Source organism: Xanthomonas sp. WHRI 7065, from assembly GCF_040203115.2.
Taxonomy (GTDB): Bacteria; Pseudomonadota; Gammaproteobacteria; order Xanthomonadales; family Xanthomonadaceae; genus Xanthomonas; species Xanthomonas arboricola.
This window is the reverse complement of sequence record NZ_CP168194.1, coordinates 2,832,304-2,849,956: the sequence shown is the minus strand read 5'-3', so window position 1 is coordinate 2,849,956 and position 17,653 is coordinate 2,832,304. Positions and strand designations below refer to the sequence as shown.

General features: G+C 66.4%; 16 protein-coding genes and 1 tRNA gene. 13 read left to right on the top strand and 4 right to left on the bottom strand.

All coding sequences use genetic code 11. From position 1 onward, the window contains the following. Positions 1–214 precede the first annotated feature (214 nt). Positions 215–1,639 carry a cysteine--tRNA ligase gene (gene cysS / locus ABQY64_RS11980; protein WP_349779356.1) on the bottom strand — a complete coding sequence of 475 codons (1,425 nt, stop codon included), beginning with the start codon at positions 1,637–1,639 and terminating at the stop codon, positions 215–217. A 187-nt stretch (positions 1,640–1,826) separates the two neighbouring features. Between cysS and ABQY64_RS11975 the strand changes: the two genes are divergently transcribed. From ABQY64_RS11975 to ABQY64_RS11915, 13 genes are all read left to right on the top strand, one after another. After that, entirely contained in the window at positions 1,827–2,324 is a 498-nt protein-coding gene (locus ABQY64_RS11975) for a hypothetical protein (protein WP_349779411.1), read from the top strand. A gap of 312 nt (positions 2,325–2,636) precedes the next feature. After that, on the top strand, positions 2,637–3,668 hold the full coding sequence (locus ABQY64_RS11970) for an N-acetylornithine carbamoyltransferase (protein ID WP_039526969.1): 1,032 nt from the start codon (positions 2,637–2,639) through the stop codon (positions 3,666–3,668). A 52-nt stretch (positions 3,669–3,720) separates the two neighbouring features. After that, positions 3,721–4,962, top strand: coding sequence for an argininosuccinate synthase (locus ABQY64_RS11965; protein ID WP_181142680.1), 1,242 nt, complete (start codon positions 3,721–3,723; stop codon positions 4,960–4,962). 349 nt (positions 4,963–5,311) lie between these two features. Further along, on the top strand, positions 5,312–6,412 hold the full coding sequence (locus ABQY64_RS11960) for an acetylornithine deacetylase (RefSeq protein WP_349779357.1): 1,101 nt from the start codon (positions 5,312–5,314) through the stop codon (positions 6,410–6,412). Positions 6,413–6,461: 49 nt separating this feature from the next. Then, positions 6,462–7,805, top strand: coding sequence for an acetylglutamate kinase (locus ABQY64_RS11955; RefSeq protein ID WP_039521864.1), 1,344 nt, complete (start codon positions 6,462–6,464; stop codon positions 7,803–7,805). A gap of 5 nt (positions 7,806–7,810) precedes the next feature. Beyond that, entirely contained in the window at positions 7,811–8,422 is a 612-nt protein-coding gene (locus ABQY64_RS11950; protein WP_039521861.1) for a GNAT family N-acetyltransferase, read from the top strand. Further along, on the top strand, positions 8,419–9,369 hold the full coding sequence (gene argC, locus ABQY64_RS11945) for an N-acetyl-gamma-glutamyl-phosphate reductase (RefSeq protein WP_349779358.1): 951 nt from the start codon (positions 8,419–8,421) through the stop codon (positions 9,367–9,369). Before ABQY64_RS11950 ends, argC begins: the two co-directional genes overlap by 4 nt. Before the next feature lie 127 nt (positions 9,370–9,496). Then, complete coding sequence (locus ABQY64_RS11940) at positions 9,497–10,792, top strand: argininosuccinate lyase (protein ID WP_102584709.1); 1,296 nt, start codon at positions 9,497–9,499, stop codon at positions 10,790–10,792. Next, positions 10,792–11,145, top strand: coding sequence for a cupin domain-containing protein (locus ABQY64_RS11935; protein WP_349779359.1), 354 nt, complete (start codon positions 10,792–10,794; stop codon positions 11,143–11,145). The genes ABQY64_RS11940 and ABQY64_RS11935 overlap by 1 nt, the downstream gene beginning before the upstream one ends. After that, complete coding sequence (locus tag ABQY64_RS11930; RefSeq protein WP_039521853.1) at positions 11,145–11,405, top strand: YciI family protein; 261 nt, start codon at positions 11,145–11,147, stop codon at positions 11,403–11,405. Before ABQY64_RS11935 ends, ABQY64_RS11930 begins: the two co-directional genes overlap by 1 nt. Before the next feature lie 13 nt (positions 11,406–11,418). Beyond that, the gene (proB, locus tag ABQY64_RS11925) at positions 11,419–12,573 is read left to right on the top strand and encodes a glutamate 5-kinase (protein WP_024939997.1); all 1,155 of its coding nucleotides are present in this window, start codon (positions 11,419–11,421) and stop codon (positions 12,571–12,573) included. Positions 12,574–12,703: 130 nt separating this feature from the next. Further along, positions 12,704–13,948, top strand: coding sequence for a glutamate-5-semialdehyde dehydrogenase (locus ABQY64_RS11920; protein ID WP_349779360.1), 1,245 nt, complete (start codon positions 12,704–12,706; stop codon positions 13,946–13,948). Positions 13,949–14,075: 127 nt separating this feature from the next. Beyond that, a complete protein-coding gene (locus ABQY64_RS11915; protein WP_349779361.1) occupies positions 14,076–15,989 on the top strand; it encodes a CocE/NonD family hydrolase in 1,914 nt (637 codons plus the stop codon). On the opposite strand, the gene ABQY64_RS11910 is transcribed toward ABQY64_RS11915, so the two are convergent. The 3 genes from ABQY64_RS11910 to cydX form a co-directional block, all read right to left on the bottom strand. Then, entirely contained in the window at positions 15,970–17,196 is a 1,227-nt protein-coding gene (locus ABQY64_RS11910) for an MFS transporter (RefSeq protein ID WP_167705895.1), read from the bottom strand. The two genes, ABQY64_RS11915 and ABQY64_RS11910, sit on opposite strands and share 20 nt — an antisense overlap. Positions 17,197–17,319: 123 nt before the next feature. Next, positions 17,320–17,396: transfer RNA gene (locus ABQY64_RS11905), tRNA-Pro, on the bottom strand. A 60-nt stretch (positions 17,397–17,456) separates the two neighbouring features. Continuing rightward, entirely contained in the window at positions 17,457–17,567 is a 111-nt protein-coding gene (gene cydX, locus ABQY64_RS11900) for a cytochrome bd-I oxidase subunit CydX (RefSeq protein WP_024939993.1), read from the bottom strand. Positions 17,568–17,653 lie beyond the last annotated feature (86 nt).

Sequence of the window (17,653 nt, the reverse complement as noted above, 5' to 3'; positions counted from 1 at the left end):
TTTGCGCGTCATGGGCGCGCGTGCCTTGAAGCGCCCGCGCTACCAGCGCGGGCCGGGGCGCGGAGCGGGGGTTGGGGCGAGGGTACGGGCAAAGCCTCGCTGGAATTCGATGCGGGTGGCTTCGCTCTTACCGCAAGGAAGGTGCATGTGGCTGCGCTCGCACCCTGATCCGCCCCTGCGGGGCACCTTCTCCCGACGGGAGAAGGGAGGAGGGTCATGCGCGCTTCCAGCGCACGCCTTGCGGGGTGTCTTCCAGCACGATGCCTTCGTCGGCCAGCTGCGTGCGGATGGCGTCGGCGCGGGCGAAATCCCTGGCTTTCTTGGCGGCATTGCGTTCTTCGACCAGCGCCGTGATGCGCGCATCGTCGCCGGCGTCGGTGCCGCGCGAGAACCAGTCGGCCGGATCCTGCTGCAGCAAGCCAAGCGCCTGGCCTGCGCCGAGTAGCCGCGACTTCAGCCCGGACAGCGCGGCAACCCCTGCTGATGCGTCGCTGCCCTGTGCGAGTTGGGTGCGCAGCGCGCGGGCCTCGGAGGCGATGCTGGCGATGACCGACAGCGCAAGCGGAGTGTTGAGGTCGTCGTCGAGCGCGGCTTCCACCTCGTCAGGAATCGTGGCCGGCTGCGCAGGGGCGATCCCGGCAGCGTGTTCGGCCGCGGCCAGGTCGCGCAAGGTGCCGTAGAGCCGGTCCAGCGTGTTCTTGGCCTGTTCGATCAGGCCATCGGACCAATCCAGCGGCTGCCGGTAGTGCGCGCTCAGCAGCGCGTAGCGCAGCGCCTCGGGCGGGTGCCGGGCGATCAGGTCGTGCACGGTCTCGATGTTGCCCAGCGACTTGCTCATCTTGGCGCCGCTGAAGTTGAGCATGCCGTTGTGCAGCCAGAACCGCGCGAACGTGGCTCCGCCATGCGCGCACTCGCTCTGCGCGATCTCGTTCTCGTGATGCGGGAACTGCAGGTCCACGCCGCCGGCATGGATGTCGATGGTCGGGCCCAGGTGCGCGGCAGCCATCGCCGAGCATTCGATATGCCAGCCCGGGCGGCCGCGGCCCCAGGGCGAGTCCCAGCCGGGCAGCTCGTCGCTGGAGGGCTTCCACAGCACAAAGTCGCCGGGGTCGCGCTTGTACGGCGCCACGTCCACGCGCGCGCCGGCCAGCATCTCGTCCGGATCGCGGCGCGAGAGCTTGCCGTAATGCTCAAAGCTGGCCACCGCGAACAGCACATGGCCTTCGGCGGCATAGGCATGCCCGTTGGCAATCAGCTGCTCGATCATCGCCACGATCTGCGGGATATGCGCGGTCGCTTCCGGTTCGATGTCCGGCGGCTGCACGCCGAGCGCGGCCATGTCCTGGCGGTAGATCGCGGCGAAGCGGTCGGTGATGGTCGAGATCGGCACGCCCTGCGCCTGCGCGGCGGCGTTGATCTTGTCGTCCACGTCGGTGATGTTGCGCGCGTAGCGTAGCGCGCCATAGCGCCGGCGCAGCAGGGCGGCCAGCACATCGAACACGACCGGGCCGCGGGCGTTGCCGATATGCGCGTAGTTGTAGACGGTGGGGCCGCACACATACAGGGTGGGGCTGGACGGATCGAGCGGTGCGAACGGCTCGACCCGCCGCGTCAGGTTGTTGTGCAGGCGCAGGCTCATCGGCATCTGAAAAAAGGATAACCGGGCGATTCTAGCCGGTCGCGGCGGTGTGGCGAACCAACCGCACGCGCGCAGCAGCACCGGTGACTGGATGGGCTGCGTTCAGCCCAAGGGATCGCAAGCTCCATACACTTACGTATTGCCTGGCTGCGCCCCCCTGGTACTGATGCGACCTTCCCCGTTCTTCCTGCTGCTAAGTGTGTTCGCCTGGCAGGCATCGTCAGCGCACGCGGCAGAAGCCGATCCCAAGAACCGGGTGGTGGTGATCGAGAACGTGAAGCTGGATTACGCGCAGGTGCTCAATGTCGAGCCGGTCTATCAGACCCTGCGTGCCACCCGCATGGAGGAACAGTGCGAGGCCGAGCAGGTCGCGCCGGTGGCAGCGGCACCGGTCGAGGACGAGGGCCGCATCAACCGGATGGTGGATTCGGTCAAGGAGATGTTCTCCCGTCGCCCCGAGCCGGCGTCCGTGCCGATGGCGGTGCCGCCGACCAGCACACGGCGCAACTGCCGGGTGGTGGAAGTGCCGCGCGAGTTCCGGCGGCCGATCGCCTTCGATGTGGACTACGTCTACAAGGGCACCAAGTACCGTTCGCGGCTGCCGGAAGACCCGGGCAACCGGCTGCGCATCCGCGTCTCGGTCACCCCCTACATCCCCGACGCCATCGTCGCGCCGCCGCGCTGAGCCGCGCGGCGGTTGCGCCGTACCCGCATGCATGCGAGGATTCGCGCCCTATGTACGCAAACGTCTTTCAGCACGACACCAGCGCCGCCCGTATGGCCTCCGGCATGACCTCGCGTGCCCGCCGACCGGAATCCCACATTTTCGCTGGGTGACCGGAGCGTTTTGCTGTTCCGCCGTTGAAAACCCAGCCCGCAGGCTGGGTTTTTTCGTTTTGACGTCACAAAAGTTTCAACCGCAAGAAACGCGCATGTCGCGCACCCCGTCGCTCCTGGCGGACCACGCAGCAGAAGCACGCAGCACAAGGATCGATCGATGTCACTGAAGCACTTCTTGAACACCCAGGACTGGAGCCGCGCCGAACTGGACGCGCTGTTGACCCAGGCCGCGTTGTTCAAACGCAACAAGCTGGGAAGCGAGCTGAAGGGCAAGTCGATCGCGCTGGTGTTCTTCAACCCGTCCATGCGTACCCGCACCAGCTTCGAGCTGGGCGCGTTCCAGCTGGGCGGGCATGCGGTGGTGCTGCAGCCGGGCAAGGATGCCTGGCCGATCGAGTTCAATCTGGGCACGGTGATGGATGGCGACACCGAGGAGCACATCGCCGAAGTGGCGCGGGTGCTGGGCCGTTACGTCGACCTGATCGGCGTGCGCGCGTTCCCGAAGTTCGTCGACTGGTCCAAGGACCGCGAGGACCAGGTGCTCAGGAGCTTCGCCAAGTATTCGCCGGTGCCGGTGATCAACATGGAGACCATCACCCACCCATGCCAGGAGCTGGCGCACGCGATGGCGTTGCAGGAACACTTCGGCACCCAGGATCTGCGCGGCAAGAAGTACGTGCTGACCTGGACCTATCATCCCAAGCCGTTGAACACCGCGGTGGCCAATTCCGCGCTGACGATCGCCACCCGCATGGGCATGGACGTGACCCTGCTGTGCCCGACGCCGGACTACATCCTGGACCCGCGCTATATGGACTGGGCAGCGCAGAACGTGGCCGAAAGCGGCGGCTCGCTGCAGGTCAGCCACGACATCGACAGCGCCTACGCCGGTGCCGACGTGGTGTATGCCAAGAGCTGGGGCGCGTTGCCGTTCTTCGGCAACTGGGAGCCGGAAAAGCCGATCCGCGACCAGTACCAGCACTTCATCGTCGACGAACGCAAGATGGCGCTGACCAACAACGGCGTGTTCTCGCACTGCCTGCCGCTGCGTCGCAACGTCAAGGCCACCGACGCGGTGATGGATTCGCCCAACTGCATCGCCATCGATGAAGCCGAGAATCGCCTGCATGTGCAGAAGGCGATCATGGCGGCGCTCGCTTCGCAAGCGGGAATCGGTAATCGGGAATAGAGAATCGCAACAGCAAGAACGTTGATCCCCACTTTTACGTACCAAGGAAACAATGATGAGCACTGCTTCCACCATTCCCGATTCCCAACTCCCGATTCCCGGCAGCAAGAAGGACATCGTCCTGGCGTTCTCCGGTGGCCTGGATACCAGCTTCTGCATTCCGTATCTGCAGGCGCAGGGCTATGCGGTGCACACCGTGTTTGCCGATACCGGCGGGGTGGATGCCGAGGAGCGTGATTTCATCGAAAAGCGCGCGGCCGAACTCGGTGCCGCCAGCCATGTCACCGTCGATGGCGGTCCGGCCATCTGGCAGGGCTTCGTCAAGCCGTTCGTGTGGGCGGGCGAGGGCTATCAGGGCCAGTACCCGTTGCTGGTGTCCGACCGTTACCTGATCGTCGACGCCGCGCTCAAGCGCGCCGAGGAACTGGGCACGCGCAGCATCGCGCACGGTTGCACCGGCATGGGCAACGACCAGGTGCGTTTCGACCTGGCAGTGAAGGCACTGGGCGATTACCAGATCGTGGCGCCGATCCGCGAGATCCAGAAGGAACACACCCAGACCCGCGCCTACGAGCAGAAGTACCTGGAAGAGCGCGGCTTCGGCGTGCGCGCCAAGCAGCAGGCCTACACCATCAACGAGAACCTGCTCGGGCTGACCATGTCCGGCGGCGAGATCGACCGTTGGGAAGCGCCGGGCGAAGGTGCGCGTGGCTGGTGCGCGCCGCGCAGCGAGTGGCCGGCCGAGGCGCTGACCGTCACCCTGAAGTTCGTCGAAGGCGAGGCCGTTGAACTCAATGGCAAGGCGCTGCCGGGCGAGCAGATCCTGGCCCAGCTGAACAAGCTGTTCGCGCCCTACGGCGTGGGCCGTGGCGTCTACACCGGCGATACCGTGATCGGGTTGAAGGGCCGCATCGTGTTCGAAGCGCCGGGCCTGATCTCGCTGCTGACCGCGCACCGCGCGCTGGAAGATGCGGTGCTGACCAAGCAGCAGAACCGCTTCAAGCCGGATGTGGCGCGCAAGTGGGTGGAGTTGGTGTACGAAGGCTTCTATCACGACCCGCTCAAGACCGACATCGAGGCGTTCCTGAAGTCGTCGCAGGCCAAGGTCAACGGCGAAGTCACGCTGGAAACCCGCGGTGGCCGCGTCGATGCGGTGGCGGTGCGTTCGCCGCACCTGCTCAACACCAAGGGCGCGACCTATGCGCAGTCGGCCGACTGGGGCGTGGAGGAAGCGGAAGGCTTCATCAAGCTGTTCGGGATGAGCTCGACGCTGTACGCCCAGGTGAATCGCTGAGGATCTAAAGCCCCTTTCCCTCCGGGGCGAGAAGGCACGGCTGACGCGCCACTGGCGCGCGTGCCTTGGAGCGCCCGCGCCGCAAGCGCGGGCCGGCGCGCGGAGCGGGGGTTGGGGCGAGGGTAGGAGCGAAGCCTCGTGCAGTTAAATAGTGCGAGAGCTTCGCCCGCATTCGCCCGCTGAGATTTTTGGCTTCACCAGGCTTCGCCCGTACCCTCATCCGCCCCTTTGGGGCACCTTCTCCCGGTGGGAGAAGGGGGGGGCTTGGATGTGTTGTTTGCGCAACCTCGCACCACGGTGCAGTTGTGACTTTTGTTAGCCGCCACTTCGGACCATTGATCAAACCGACATGACCGATCTACTCGCCTCCACCCTCGAACACCTGGAACAGCTGGTGTCCTTCGACACCCGCAATCCACCGCGGGCGATCGCTGCCGAGGGCGGCATCTTCGATTATCTGCGTGCGCAGCTGCCCGGTTTCCAGGTCGAGGTGATCGACCACGGTGCCGGTGCGGTCAGCCTGTATGCGGTGCGCGGCACGCCCAGCTACCTGTTCAACGTGCATCTGGACACGGTGCCGGATTCGCCGCACTGGAGCGCCGATCCGCACGTGATGCGGCGTACCGACGATCGCGTGATCGGCCTGGGCGTCTGCGACATCAAGGGTGCGGCGGCGGCGCTGGTGGCGGCGGCCAATGCCGGGCAGGGCGATGCGGCCTTCCTGTTTTCCTCCGACGAGGAAGCCAACGACCCGCGCTGCATCGCCGCGTTCCTGGCGCGCGGCGTGCCGTATGAGGCGGTGCTGGTTGCCGAGCCGACCATGAGCGAGGCAGTGCTGGCGCATCGCGGCATCAGCTCGGTGCTGATGCGGTTTGCCGGGCGTGCCGGGCATGCCTCGGGCAAGCAGGATCCATCCGCCAGTGCGCTGCACCAGGCGATGCGCTGGGGCGGCAGGGCGCTGGACCATGTCGAGTCGCTGGCGCATGCGCGCTTCGGCGGCCTGACCGGCCTGCGCTTCAACATCGGTCGGGTCGAGGGCGGCATCAAGGCAAACATGATCGCGCCGGCGGCCGAGCTGCGTTTCGGCTTTCGTCCGCTGCCGTCGATGGACGTGGATGGCTTGCTGGCGACGTTTGCCGGGTTTGCCGATCCACACGCGGCGCATTTCGAAGAAACCTTCCGCGGCCCCAGTCTGCCGTCCGGCGATATCGCGCGGGCCGAAGAACGCCGCCTGGCCGCCCGCGATGTCGCCGATGCGCTGGACCTGCCGATCGGCAATGCAGTGGATTTCTGGACCGAGGCCTCGCTGTTTTCGACCGGCGGTTACACCGCCCTGGTCTATGGCCCCGGCGATATCGCCCAGGCGCACACCGCCGACGAGTTCGTGACGCTTGCGCAGCTGCAGCGTTACGCCAAGTCGGTACATCGCATCATCAACGGCTCAAACTGAAGCCGCGTTCCGCGCCCCGGCGCGGCCATCCCTCTCTTCGATCACGGCAATGTCCCTCTCCGCACAGCCCCACAAACAGACCCGCCAGACCATCGTGCGCCTGCTTTCGAGCATGGCCAGCGCCAAGGAAATCAGCCAGTACCTCAAGCGTTTCTCGCAGCTGGATGCCAAACGCTTTGCGGTGGTCAAGGTGGGCGGCGCGGTGCTGCGCGACGATCTGGACGCGCTGACCTCGTCGCTGTCGTTCCTGCAGGAAGTGGGGCTGACCCCGATCGTGCTGCATGGTGCCGGCCCGCAGCTGGATGCCGAACTGTCGGCGGCCGGTATCGAGAAGCGCACCGTCAACGGCCTGCGGGTCACCTCGCCGGAAGCGCTGGCGATCGTGCGCAAGGTGTTCCAGGCCTCCAACCTCAAGCTGGTCGAGGCGCTGCAGCAGAACGGCGCGCGTGCGACCTCGATCACCGGCGGCGTGTTCGAAGCGCAGTATCTGGACCGCGACACCTACGGCCTGGTCGGTGAGGTCAAGGCGGTCAACCTGGCGCCGATCGAAGCCAGCCTGCAGGCCGGCTCGATCCCGGTGATCACCAGCCTGGGCGAGACGCCGAGCGGGCAGATCCTCAACGTCAACGCGGATTTTGCCGCCAACGAGCTGGTGCAGGAGCTGCAGCCGTACAAGATCATCTTCCTCACCGGCACCGGCGGTCTGCTGGATGCCGATGGCAAGGTCATCGACTCGATCAACCTGTCCACCGAGTTCGACCATCTGATGCAGCAGTCGTGGATCAACGGCGGCATGCGGGTGAAGATCGAACAGATCAAGGATCTGCTCGACCGCCTGCCGCTGGAGTCGTCCGTGTCGATCACCCGGCCGGCCGATCTGGCCAAGGAACTGTTCACCCACAAGGGCTCGGGCACGCTGGTGCGGCGCGGCGAGCGCGTCCTGCGCGCGACCTCCTGGGACGAACTGGACCTGCCGCGGCTCAGGACCCTGATCGAATCCAGCTTCGGTCGCACGCTGGTGCCCGATTACTTCAGCAACACCAAGTTGCTGCGCGCCTATGTCAGCGAGAACTACCGCGCCGCGGTGATCCTCACCGACGAAGGCATGCTGGGTGCAAGCGCGCTGATCTACCTGGACAAGTTCGCCGTGCTCGACGACGCCCAGGGCGAAGGCCTGGGCCGTGCAGTGTGGAACGTGATGCGCGAGGAAACCCCGCAACTGTTCTGGCGCTCGCGTCACAACAACCAGGTCAACATTTTCTATTACGCCGAGTCCGACGGCTGCATCAAGCAGGAGAAGTGGAAGGTGTTCTGGTACGGGCTGGAGAACTTCGAGCAGATCCAGCACTGCGTGGCGCATTGCGCGACGCGTCAGCCGACGCTGCTGGGCTGAGTACGATGGCGCCCGTCGCATTGCCATCGCTTTGGCGCGAGCTGCCCACGTTGCGCGGACAACACGCAACACTGGAACCATTGCAGGCTGCGCATGCCGATGGTCTGCGCGCTGCGCTGGGCGATGGGGCCTTGTCGCGGCTGTGGTACACCGGCGTGCCGGCACCGGCGCAGGTGGACGACTACGTGGACGCGGCCTTGGATGCGCAAGCCGACGGGCGGGTGCTGCCTTACGTGGTGCGCGATGCGGCCGGCAAGGTCGTCGGCTGCACACGCTATTACGGGCTGGATGCGACAGTGCCCAAGCTGTCGATCGGCTACACCTGGTACGCGCCGCGCGTGCAGCGCAGCGGCGTCAATACCGACACCAAGCGGATGCTGCTGCAGCACGCCTTCGAAACGCTGGGCTGCCTGAGCGTGGTGTTCGAGACCAGTTGGTTCAATCACACCTCGCGCGCGGCGATTGCGCGGCTCGGTGCAAAGCAGGACGGCGTGCTGCGCAATTACACCCGTCACCCTGACGGCACGCCGCGCGACACCGTGGTGTTCTCCATCATCGATACGGAATGGGCCGGGGTCAAACGCCACCTGCAGTTCCGCCTGGAAGCAAACGCATGACTGTTCAAACAACGACCATCGGCATCGTCGGGGCCCGCGGGCATACCGGATCGGAATTGATCAAGCTGGTGGCGGCACACCCGCATCTGCAGCTGCTGTTCGTGTCCTCGCGCGAGCTGGCCGGGCAACCGGTGGCCGAGCACAACGCGGCGTATCGCGGCGAGCTGCGCTACGAGAGCCTGGATGCCGATGCGGTAGCCGCCAAGGCCGCCGACGTGGTGATCCTGGCATTGCCCAACGGCAAGGCCGAGCCCTTCGTCGCGGCGATCGATTCGGCCAGGCCGCAGACGCTGCTGATCGATCTGTCGGCCGATTACCGCTTCGATCTGGCCTGGTATTACGGGCTGCCGGAGCTGACGCGCGGCAGCTACGCCGGGCAGCGACGCATCAGCAATCCGGGCTGCTATGCCACCGCGATGCAGCTGACGATCGCGCCCTTGCTCGACCAACTGGCCGGCCCGCCGCAGTGTTTCGGCGTGTCCGGGTATTCCGGCGCGGGCACCACGCCGTCGGACAAGAACAACCCCGAGTTGCTGGCCGATAACCTGATGCCGTATGCGCTGACCAATCACATGCACGAGCGCGAAGTCTCTGCACAGCTCGGCGTGCCGGTAGAGTTCATGCCGCATGTGGCGCCGCATTTCCGTGGCATCACCATGACCGTCAACCTGTGGCTGCAGCAAGCGCTGACGCGCGAGCAGGTCCAGGCGCGCTACACGCAGCGTTACGCCGACGAGCCGTTGATCGAGATCGTCGATGAAGCGCCGTGGGTCAGCCGCATCGCCGGCAGGCATGGCGTGCAGATCGGTGGCGTGACGCTGGCGCCGGGCAACAAGCGGGTGGTGGTGGTGGCAACGCTGGACAACCTGCTCAAGGGCGCGGCGACGCAGGCGATGCAAAATCTCAACCTGGCATTGGGCTGGGACGAATTGACTGCGATTGGCTGATGAGGCGAGTCCCTCGCAGGAATCCGCACATCCTTGTGCGGGGATTCAAAGGTGCGAGTCCCTCGCAACAGCCCGCACCTCCGTGTGCGGGGATTTAAGCTGACAATTTATTTCGAGACGCTTTCCGATGACCAATCTGTTGTGGCAAAAACCCGGCGTGGCGGTGGACGCCAAGATCCAGAGCTTCCTGGCCGGCGACGACGTCATCCTGGACCGCGAGTTCTTCCTGTACGACATCGCTGCCAGCAAGGCGCATGCGCAGGGACTGCAGCACATCGGCATCCTGTCGCTGCAGGAGCTGGGCGGACTGAGCGAGCAGCTCGACCTGCTGGCGGCCGATTTCCGCAGTGGCGCGTTCGTGCTGGACGAGCGCTACGAGGATTGCCATTCGGCGATCGAGGCGCGCCTGACCGAACGGCTGGGCGATGCCGGCCGCAAGATCCACACCGGGCGCAGCCGTAACGACCAGATCCTGGTCGCCACGCGCCTGTGGTTGAAGGACAAGCTGCAACGCGTGGCCGAGCTCGGCGCGGAGATCGCCAAGGTGGCGCTGGACCGCGCGCAGGCAGAGGCCACGTTGCCGGTGCCGGGCTATACGCATATCCAGCGTGCGGTGGTGTCTTCGGCCGGCATGTGGTGGGCGGGCTGGGCAGAGGCCTTTATCGACGACGCGGTGCGTGCGGCCGATACCTTGCGCCTGGTGGACAGCAATCCGCTCGGCACCGCCGCCGGTTACGGCGTCAACCTGCCGCTGGACCGTGCGCATACCACTGCCGAGCTGGGCTTTGCACGCCTGCAGGTGTCGCCGATCTATGCGCAGCTCTCGCGTGGCAAGTACGAACTGGCTGCGCTCGAGGCGCTTGGCAGCGCGACGCTGGACCTGCGCCGGATCGCCTGGGATCTGTCGTTGTTCACCAGCGGCGAGTTCGCCTTCGTCGCGTTGCCGGCGCAATACACCACCGGCAGCTCGATCATGCCGAACAAGCGCAACCCCGACGTGATCGAACTGATGCGTGCCACCCACGCCAGCGTGGCCGCCGCGCGGACCGAGATCGAACAGCTGCTGTCGCTGCCATCGGGCTATCACCGCGACCTGCAGAGCAGCAAGGGCGCCATCGTGCACGGCTTCGGGCGCGGCCTGGCGGCACTGGAACTGCTACCGGCCCTGCTGGCCAATCTGGAATGGCGCCCGGACAAGCTGCGTGCGGCGATCGATTCGGGCATGTACGCCACCGACGTGGCGGTGGAAGCGGCGGTTGCCGGCGTGCCGTTCCGCGAGGCCTACAAGGCGGCCGCGGAATCGGCCGACACTGCAGGGCAGGGGCGCACGCCGGAAGGCAGCCTGGCCGCCCGCGTCTCGCCAGGTGCCGCCGCAGATCTGCAGCTGGACGTCCTGCGTGCCCGCTGGCAGGCGCTGCTCTGATGGCCGTGATCAGCACCGACACCGCCGAGCATTACCCCTGGGGCGAAGCCAGCGACGGCTGGCACCTGTTGCGCGACCCCAACCTGAGCGTGCTCGAAGAGCACATGCCGCCCGGCGCGGCCGAGCTGCGTCACCGGCACAGCCGCGCGCGGCATTTTTTCTATGTGCTGGCCGGCGAGGTGATGCTGCAGCTGGATGGCGAGCAGCATGTGCTCGGGGTCGGGCAGGGCCTGCATGTGCCGCCCGGTTCCACCCATCAGATGCACAACCTGTCCGGGATGGAAGCGCGCTTTCTGGTGATTTCCGCGCCGTTCGGCCGTAGCGAGGCAACACCCGACAAGGAGGCAGGCTGATGGCGACACGCTATCTGGTGCTGGCGATGCGCAAGCCGGATTTTCCGGCCGATGTGGTGCAGCCGCACCGTGCATTTCTCGACACGCTGCGGGCGGCCGGGCAGCTGGAACTGACCGGCGGCTTCAGCGATGGCAGCGGTGGCGCATACGTATTGATCAACGTCGCCAGCCTGGAAGACGCACAGCAGATCGTCGCGCGCGACCCATTGGCGCTGCGCGATGCCTCCACGCTGACCGTCCATGAGTGGAACACGCACTGAGCAGGTTGTCGCCATGAGCACGCCCATCGCCACTGCTGCGTCATTTACCGAGCAGGCGCTGCCGCCGTGGCGACGCGCAGTGCTCAAGGTCGGCAGCAGCCTGCTCGCCGCCGATGGCGGTGGCCTGTCGCCGCGTTTTGCGCTGGGGCTGGCGCAGTTCGTCTCGGCCAACCTGATGGCCGGGCGCGAGCTGGTGATCGTGTCGTCGGGTGCGGTGGCCGCCGGCCGTGCGATCCTGCCGAAGGCTGCCGAGGCCGGTGCGCCGATCGCCGCGCGCCAGGCGCTGGCTGCGCTGGGGCAGGCGCAGTTGATCGCGCTCTGGCAGCGCTTTTTCGAGCGCCCGGTGGCGCAGGTGTTGCTCACCCACGACGACCTGCGTAACCGCCGCCGCTATCTCAACGCACGCGCCACCCTGGGCGAGTTGTTGCGGCTGGGCGCGTTGCCGGTGATCAACGAAAACGACACCGTGTCGGTGGATGAGCTCAAGCTGGGCGACAACGACAACCTGGCCGCGATCGTCGCCGCCCTGGTCGATGCCGATGCCTTGTTCATCGCCACCGATATCGACGGGCTGTACAGCGCCGACCCGCGCAGCAATCCGCTGGCGCGGCCGCTCGACGAGGTGACCGAACTCACCGCCGAGGTGCTGGCGATGGCCGGCGGTAGCGGCAGCAGCGTGGGCACCGGCGGCATGCGCACCAAGCTGGAAGCCGCCGCAAAGGCCGGCGCGGCCGGCATCGAAACCTATCTGTTCAACGGCCGCAATGGCGATGTGGTGCGTGCCCTGGCGCAGGATCGCCTGCACGGCACGCGTATCCACGCCGCACGCACGCGCATTGCCGCCCGCAAGTACTGGCTGCGGCACGCGCCGGTGGAAGCGGGCGCGATCCTGATCGATGCCGGTGCCGCCGCCGCACTGACCGACAAGGGCGCCTCGCTGCTGCCGGGCGGCGTGGCCGGTGCGCAGGGCGACTTCAGGCGTGGCGACATGGTGGAGATCCACCTGCGTGACGACGCCGGCGAGCGCTGCCTGGCACGCGGCGTCAGCCAGTATTCGGCGGTGGATATCCGCCGCATCGCCCGCCGCCACTCCCGCGAGATCGAGCCCGTGCTCGGTTACAGCTACGGCGAGAATGTGGTGCATCGCGATGATTTGGTGCTTTTGTAGCGGGGAATTGAGAATCGGGAATAGGGAATCGCAAGAGCGTTTCCAGCCAACTTTCCCGCTGCCGATTCCGTCGCAGTAAAGTGATGGCGCGCGCTTTTACCATTCCCGATTCCCCACTCCCGATTCCACAATGACCATCAAAACCCTAGCCCTGCAATGCCGTGATGCCGCGCAAGTGCTATCGCAACTGTCCGCGTCTGCCAAGCAGGCCTTGCTGGAGGCGATGGCGGCCGCGCTGGAACAGGATGCGGCGGTGATCCTGGCGGCCAATGCGCGCGATCTGGAGGCGGCGCGTGAGAAGGGGGTTGGTGCTGCGATGCTCGATCGTCTGGCGCTGGACACAAAGCGCCTGGACGGCATCGCAGCCGCGCTGCGCGAGGTGGCGCAACTGCCCGATCCGGTCGGCCAGGTCACGCGCGAGGACGTTCGCCCCAACGGCATCGTCGTGCAGAAGGTGCGGGTGCCGCTGGGGGTGATCGCGATGATCTACGAGGCGCGCCCGAATGTGACCGCCGATGCAGCAGCGCTGTGCATCAAGGCCGGCAATGGCGTGATCCTGCGTGGCGGCTCGGAAGCGATCCACTCCAACACCGCGATTGCGCGCGCCTTGCAGCGCGCCCTGCGCGAGGCTGGCGTGCCGGAAGCGGCGTTGACCCTGGTCGAGGATCTGCGCCGCGAGACCATGCTGGAGCTGCTGCAACTCAGCGACATCGTCGATCTGGCGATTCCGCGTGGTGGCGAGGGGCTGATCCGCTTCGTCGCCGAGCATGCGCGCGTGCCGGTGATCAAGCATTACAAGGGCGTGTGCCATCTGTTCGTGGATGCATCGGCGGACGTGGATCTGGCCGTGCGTCTATTGGTCGATGGCAAGGCCAGCCGGCCGTCGGCCTGCAATGCGCTGGAGACCTTGCTGGTGCATGCCGATATCGCTGCGCGCTTTCTGCCGCTGGCCGCGCAAGCCCTGCGCGAACGTAACGTGGAGCTGCGTGGTGATGCGGTAACGCGCGCACTGTTGCCCGACGTCGCAGCTGCCAGCGACGACGACTACGCCGCCGAATTCCTCGACCTGATCCTGGCGATCCGGGTCGTGCCGGATCTGGACACCGCGCTGGCGCATATCCGCCAGTACGGCTCGGACCACACCGAAGTGATCGCCACGCAGGATGCCGCCAATGCCGAGCAGTTCGTGCAGTCGCTGCGCTCGGCGGTGGTGATGGTCAACGCCTCCTCGCGTTTCTCCGACGGCGGCGAGCTCGGCCTGGGCGCGGAGATCGGCATCTCCACCACGCGCCTGCATTCCTACGGCCCGATGGGCCTGGAGGCGCTGACCGTGGAGCGCTTCGTGGTGCGTGGCGAGGGCCAGATACGGCACTGATCGGCGATACGCAGGCCAGCCACCCGGCCACCACGACCTACCCGGCAACCACGACCTTTGACACTCCCCCGGCAGGCCGCGCTCTGCCTACAGTCGACGACTGCCCCCGCACGTTCCGGAGTCGTCGATGCGCCGTTTTGCCGCCTGCCTGCTCGCCACCGCCATTGCCGCCGCCACCGGCAGCGCGCTGGCGCAAACCTCGCCGATGACGCCGGACATCACCGGCAAGCCGTTCGTGGCAGGTGATGCCGCCAACGACTACATCAAGCGCGAGGTGATGATCCCGATGCGCGACGGGGTCAAGCTGCATACGGTGATCGTGCTGCCCAAGGGCGCGCGCAATGCGCCGATGGTGCTGACGCGCACGCCGTACAACGCCAGCGGCCGCACCGAGCGCATGGCCTCGCCGCATATGAAGGACCTGCTCGCGCAGGGCGATGACGTGTTCGTCGAAGGCGGCTATATCCGCGTGATTCAGGACGTGCGCGGCAAGTACGGCTCCGAAGGCGATTACGTGATGACCCGGCCGTTACGCGGTGCGCTCAATCCCAGCGAGGTCGACCATGCCACCGATGCCTGGGACACCATCGACTGGCTGGTGAAAAACGTCAAGGAATCCAACGGCAAGGTCGGCATGATCGGCTCGTCCTACGAAGGCTTCACCGTGGTGATGGCGTTGACCAACCCGCACCCGGCGCTCAAGGTCGCGGTGCCGGAAAGCCCGATGATCGACGGCTGGATGGGCGACGACTGGTTCAACTACGGTGCGTTCCGCCAGGTCAACTTCGACTATTTCACCGGCCAGCTCACCCAGCGCGGCAAGGGCAGCGGCATCGCGCGCCAGGGCCACGATGACTACAGCAACCTGCTGCGCGCCGGCTCGGCCGACGATTTCGCCAGGGCCGCCGGCCTGGAACAGCTGCCGTGGTGGCACAAGCTCACCGAACACGCCGCCTACGATACGTTCTGGCAGGAGCAGGCGCTGGACAAGGTGATGGCGCGCACCCCGCTCAAGGTGCCGATCATGTGGTTGCAGGGGCTGTGGGACCAGGAGGACATGTGGGGTGCCATCCATAGCTACGCGGCGATGGAGCCACGCGACCGCAGCAATACGCTCAACTACCTGGTGATGGGGCCGTGGCGGCACAGCCAGGTCAACTACGACGGCAGCGCGCTGGGCGCATTGAATTTCGACGGCGATACCGCGCGCCAGTTCCGCTACGACGTGCTGCGCCCGTTCTTCGATCAATACCTGGTCGATGGCGCGCCCAAGGCGAGCACGCCGCCGGTGTTCATCTACAACACTGGTGAAAATCACTGGGACCGTCTGCAGGCCTGGCCGCGCAGCTGCGCCAAAGGCTGTGCGTCGAGCAGCAAACCGCTGTACCTGCAGGCCGGCGGCAAGCTGTCGTTCCAGCAGCCGGCGGCGGGGCAGCCGGGTTTCGAGGAGTACGTGGCCGACCCGGCCAAGCCGGTACCGTTCGTGCCGCGCCCGGTGGACTTCGGCGATCGCAGCATGTGGACCACCTGGCTGGTGCAGGACCAGCGCTTCGTCGACGGCCGCCCGGACGTGCTGACCTTCGTCACCGAGCCGCTGACCGAACCCCTGCAGATCGCCGGTGCACCGGAAGTGCATCTGCAGGCCTCCACCAGCGGCAGCGACAGCGACTGGGTGGTTAAGCTGATCGACGTGTATCCGGACGAGATGGCGTCCAGTCCCAAGATGGGCGGCTACGAGCTGCCGGTGTCGCTGGCGATCTTCCGCGGCCGCTATCGCGAGAGTTTCAGCACGCCCAAGCCGCTGGCGTCCAATCAGCCGCTGGCGTTCCAGTTCGGCCTGCCGACCGCCAACCACACCTTCCAGCCGGGCCACCGGGTGATGGTGCAGGTGCAGTCCAGCCTGTTTCCGCTGTACGACCGCAATCCGCAGACCTACGTGGACAACATCTTCTTCGCCAAGCCCGGCGATTATCGAAAGGCCACCCAGCGCATCTATGTGAGCCCCGAGCAGCCCAGCTACATCAGTCTGCCGGTACGTTGACCGCGCGGGCGCCGCGTGGCGGCGGCGCCCAGACGTCTTCCAGCAACTGCGGGCGGCAGGCCACCCAGGCGGCGGCCAGCTGCACCAGGATGCAGATCACCAGGAAGACGAACGGCGAGGTCCAGCCGCCGTGGTGCGCGTGCAGCCAGCCGAACAGGAACGGCCCCAGGCAGCTTACCGCGTAGCCCATGCCCTGCGAGAACCCGGACAGGGCCGCCGAGCCGGCTGCGGTGCGGCTGCGTTGATTGACCAGCACCAATGCCAGCGGGAACGTGCTCGGCCCCAGGCCGAGCAGGGTCACCCACAGGATCGGCGCGGCCAGCGGCGCCCACCACAGCCCGGCAAACGCGACCAGATGGCAGGCCGCGCACAGCAGCACGATGGGAAACGGGTTGCGCATGCGCACCGCCAGCGCCGGCATGGTCAAGGCGCCGACCATGCCCAGTGCGGCGAACAGCGCCACCATGGTGCCGCCGAACGCGGGCGAGGCGCCGGCTTCGCGCAGCAGCGTCGGCAACCAGGTGAACATCGAATAGGTGACCAGCGAGGTCATGCCGAAGGTCACCGCCATGCTCCAGCCCAGGGCGGTGCGTGCCACGCGGCCCTCGGCCTCGGGCGTAGGCGTGACCGGTGCCGGCCCGGTCGCGCGGATGCGGCGGTGGCTGGTGTGCACCATGGCCCAGGCCGCCAATGCCAGCAGTGCCGGCAACACCCACACCACCATCGAGCTGCGCCAGCCCAGCGCATCGGCCACCGGTACCGCCAGCAACGCCGGCAGCAGGGTGCCGACCTGCAGCACGGTGATGTAGAGCGTGCTGACGCCGCCGACGCGATCGCCGAAATAGCGCTTCACCAGCGGCGGCAACACCACGTTGCCCATGCCCATGCCGGCCAGTGCCACCAGCGAACCGATCAGCAGTCCGGCAGTGCCCGGCAGCAGCGGGCGCAACACCATGCCGACAGTGGCTAATGCCATCGACAGCAGCGCCGTGCGCAACAGGCCAAAGCGGCGCAGCAAGGCCGGCGTGGCCACACCGGTCAGTGCGAATGCAGCCGTCGGCAACATGCCGAGCGCACCCATGGTGGGCGCGCCGAATGCGTACTCGTCGGCAATGCGTTCCAGCAGCGGCGTCAGCGACGTCACCGCGGTACGCAAGTTGAAGGCGGACAACAAAATGGCAGCCAGCACCAAGCCGCGACCACGCAACCGGGCGGACGGGGAGGCAGCGGCAATGACAACAGACATGACAGACCATCCGCACTGCGCGCATGCATGCGCCAGCGCCTGAAAACACAAAACCGGCACGAGGCCGGTTTTGTGTTTTGAAACTGGTCGGGGAGACAGGATTCGAACCTGCGACCTCTACGTCCCGAACGTAGCGCTCTACCAGACTGAGCTACACCCCGAAGGAGCGGCGTATGTTACATAGGGAATGCGGAATCGGCAAGCATCTAGCGAAAATAATTTTACTGATGCGGTTGGCCACGCTCCGGCTCGCGTGCTTCGAACCACATGCCGTTGAGCACGGCTGCCAGTGCGGCCAGACCGGTGCCGAGGATCCAGGCGAAGTACCACATTGTCGTTCTCCTTGAGTCGTTGAAGCAGGTGCGAGGTTGAGGCCTGCTGCGAGCGCGATGCAGCTGTGCATCGCAACGCGCAGCGG

Excerpts from the sequence above, each read along its gene's own strand:
- ABQY64_RS11930 (WP_039521853.1), top strand. The coding sequence starts at position 11,145 with ATGGCGACACGCTATCTGGTGCTGGCGATGCGCAAGCCGGATTTTCCG.
- ABQY64_RS11970 (WP_039526969.1), top strand. The coding sequence starts at position 2,637 with ATGTCACTGAAGCACTTCTTGAACACCCAGGACTGGAGCCGCGCCGAA.
- ABQY64_RS11940 (WP_102584709.1), top strand. The coding sequence starts at position 9,497 with ATGACCAATCTGTTGTGGCAAAAACCCGGCGTGGCGGTGGACGCCAAG.
- ABQY64_RS11935 (WP_349779359.1), top strand. The coding sequence starts at position 10,792 with ATGGCCGTGATCAGCACCGACACCGCCGAGCATTACCCCTGGGGCGAA.
- argC (WP_349779358.1), top strand. The coding sequence starts at position 8,419 with ATGACTGTTCAAACAACGACCATCGGCATCGTCGGGGCCCGCGGGCAT.
- cydX (WP_024939993.1), bottom strand. The coding sequence starts at position 17,567 with ATGTGGTACTTCGCCTGGATCCTCGGCACCGGTCTGGCCGCACTGGCA.
- ABQY64_RS11950 (WP_039521861.1), top strand. The coding sequence starts at position 7,811 with ATGGCGCCCGTCGCATTGCCATCGCTTTGGCGCGAGCTGCCCACGTTG.
- ABQY64_RS11920 (WP_349779360.1), top strand. The coding sequence starts at position 12,704 with ATGACCATCAAAACCCTAGCCCTGCAATGCCGTGATGCCGCGCAAGTG.
- ABQY64_RS11915 (WP_349779361.1), top strand. The coding sequence starts at position 14,076 with ATGCGCCGTTTTGCCGCCTGCCTGCTCGCCACCGCCATTGCCGCCGCC.
- proB (WP_024939997.1), top strand. The coding sequence starts at position 11,419 with ATGAGCACGCCCATCGCCACTGCTGCGTCATTTACCGAGCAGGCGCTG.
- ABQY64_RS11965 (WP_181142680.1), top strand. The coding sequence starts at position 3,721 with ATGATGAGCACTGCTTCCACCATTCCCGATTCCCAACTCCCGATTCCC.
- ABQY64_RS11960 (WP_349779357.1), top strand. The coding sequence starts at position 5,312 with ATGACCGATCTACTCGCCTCCACCCTCGAACACCTGGAACAGCTGGTG.
- cysS (WP_349779356.1), bottom strand. The coding sequence starts at position 1,639 with ATGAGCCTGCGCCTGCACAACAACCTGACGCGGCGGGTCGAGCCGTTC.
- ABQY64_RS11955 (WP_039521864.1), top strand. The coding sequence starts at position 6,462 with ATGTCCCTCTCCGCACAGCCCCACAAACAGACCCGCCAGACCATCGTG.